This is a genomic window from Microbulbifer mangrovi, from assembly GCF_002009015.1.
GTDB classification, from domain to species: domain Bacteria; phylum Pseudomonadota; class Gammaproteobacteria; order Pseudomonadales; family Cellvibrionaceae; genus Microbulbifer; species Microbulbifer mangrovi.
The window spans coordinates 1-2,364 of the sequence record NZ_LZDE01000129.1; the positions used below are offsets into that span (position 1 = coordinate 1).

Consider the following 2,364-nt stretch of genomic DNA (forward strand, 5'->3'; position numbering starts at 1 on the left):
GGCGCTGGATGTTCTGGATCGAAATCGCCCCGGCAACCCTGTTCTTCCTCGCACTGCTGCTGATTCCCGAGAGCCCACGCTACCTGGTGCTGTCGAAACAATCTGCCAAAGCCACCGCGGTGCTGCGCAAGCTTTACGGTGAGGCCGCCGTTACCGAAAAGCTGGATAGCATCCGCGCTTCCATGGCCGCCGATCATCGCCCGCGTTTACGCGATCTGCTGGAAAGCAGCGGACGCCGCGTGGGCAGGGTGCGCAAGATCGTCTGGGTAGGTATCGGCCTAGCCACATTCCAGCAACTGGTCGGTATCAATGTGGTGTTTTATTACGGTGCCGTGCTGTGGCAGGCAGTGGGTTTCTCGGAAGCCGACGCGCTGATGATCAATATCATCTCTGGCGCAGTCAGCATCGGTGCCTGCCTGATAACCATGGCCCTGATCGATCGCATTGGCCGCAAACCCCTGCTGCTCGTTGGCTCTATCGGAATGGCTGTCACCCTCGGACTGGTGGCGTTCGCATTCACCAGTGCCACTACCGGCGTTGGCGGGGGACTGCAGCTTTCCCGCAGCATGGGCTTGTTGGCACTGGTTGCCGCCAATGCCTACGTATTCTTCTTCAATGGTTCGTGGGGGCCGGCCATGTGGACCATGCTCGGTGAAATGTTCCCCAACCAGATCCGCGGCTCAGGCCTCGCGGTATCGGGACTTGCCCAGTGGGTTTCCAACTTTGCCATCACCATGACATTCCCGATGATGCTGACCGGCATAGGCCTCGCGGGCGCCTACGGTATCTACACCTTTTTCGCCCTGCTCTCCGTCGCCTTTGTGATCTATATGGTCCACGAAACCAAAGGACTGGAGCTGGAGCAGATGCGCGGCTGAGCGCACGCCATTACCTCCTTCCCCCGAGGAAGGGGCGACGCTCGCCCCTTTCTACTCTCCCGAGCACACCTTGTCAGCCAACGGAAGGCACCCGATTTGCAGGGAAGCATTTTTTTCGTCCTTGTACCGCAAACGGCGGGGCCTTTTCCGGCGGTTTGTGCGTCATAACTGCGGGGACGTGAAATTGCTTAAGCCACGCGCCAGCTGCACTTCACCAACCGTCTCCTGAGGGGGCGTCGCCCCAGCTCTTCAGGGCGCTCCTGTTCTCACCCTTTCTCAGGAGCGCCCTGCTTTTTTATCGAAGATCAACAAAAAATACCTGTCCGGAGTGACCATGAATTACCCAACCGGTAGCCTTGCCAACCTCAAGTCTCTGCACCTTGCCAGTGCCATTGCCCTGGCCATAGGCCTCACCGCATGTAGCGATCAGGGTAATCCGTCTTCCGGCAGCAAAACCCAGACGGAACAGACCGCGCTGAGCAGCCGTAAAGCTCCAGATCACTCTGAACAACACTCAGCCAGCACTGGACAGCGGTCGCTGGAAAACTGGCCCAATCTCAAGCCTGCCCTCCCCTACGACGGTGAACTCGAAACCCGCATCAGCGAACTGCTCTCACAAATGAGTCTCGAGGAAAAAGTCGGGCAGATGATGCAGGCAGAAATCAAATACATCACCCCGGAAGAGGTAAAGCAGTACCACATCGGCTCCATCCTGAACGGCGGCGGCACCTTCCCCAACAACGACAAATTCGCCACACCGGATGACTGGCGCCAGCTGGCGGATGACTACTTTGCCGCATCCATGGATACCTCCGACGGCGGTGTGGCCATTCCGATAATCTGGGGCAGCGACGCCGTCCACGGCCACAACAATGTGATCGGCGCGACGCTGTTCCCCCACAATATCGGGCTCGGCGCCGCCCGCGACCCGGAGCTGATCCGCCGCATCGGCGAAGCCACGGCCAGGGAAGTGGCCGTCACCGGTGTTGACTGGACCTTCGCCCCCACCATCGCAGTAGTGCGCGACGACCGCTGGGGCCGCACCTTTGAAAGCTACTCCGAAGACCCGGAGATCGTCGCCGCCTATGCCCGTGAAATGATCAAGGGTATTCAGGGCGAAAAGAACAGCGACGGATTTCTTGACGGACGCCACCTGGTGTCTGCTGCCAAACATTTTGTGGGTGACGGCGGCACTACACGCGGTATCGACCGCGGCGACACACAAGTGAGCGAAAAGGAACTCGCAGACATCCACGCTGCTGGCTACTTCACCGCCCTGGAATCCGGCGTACAGTCAGTGATGGCCTCATTCAACAGCTGGAACGGTAAACGCCTGCACGGACACAAATACCTGCTTACCGACGTGCTCAAGGAGCGCCTGGGTTTTGACGGCTTTGTGGTGGGTGATTGGAACGGTCACCGGTTTGTGGAGGGCTGTACTGTCGATAGCTGCGCTCAGGCGGTCAATGCCGGCCTCGACATGTTT

At 59.1% G+C, this 2,364-nt stretch carries 2 protein-coding genes; both read left to right on the forward strand.

Features of this window, described 5'->3' with window-relative positions; all coding sequences use genetic code 11:
• Window positions 1–878, forward strand: an 878-nt coding sequence (locus tag B4U49_RS00710) for an MFS transporter (RefSeq protein ID WP_143735451.1), incomplete at its 5' end; no start/stop codon positions are given.
• A 334-nt stretch (window positions 879–1,212) separates the two neighbouring features.
• A partial coding sequence (locus tag B4U49_RS00715) for a glycoside hydrolase family 3 protein (protein WP_275078265.1) occupies window positions 1,213–2,364 on the forward strand: 1,152 nt, incomplete at its 3' end.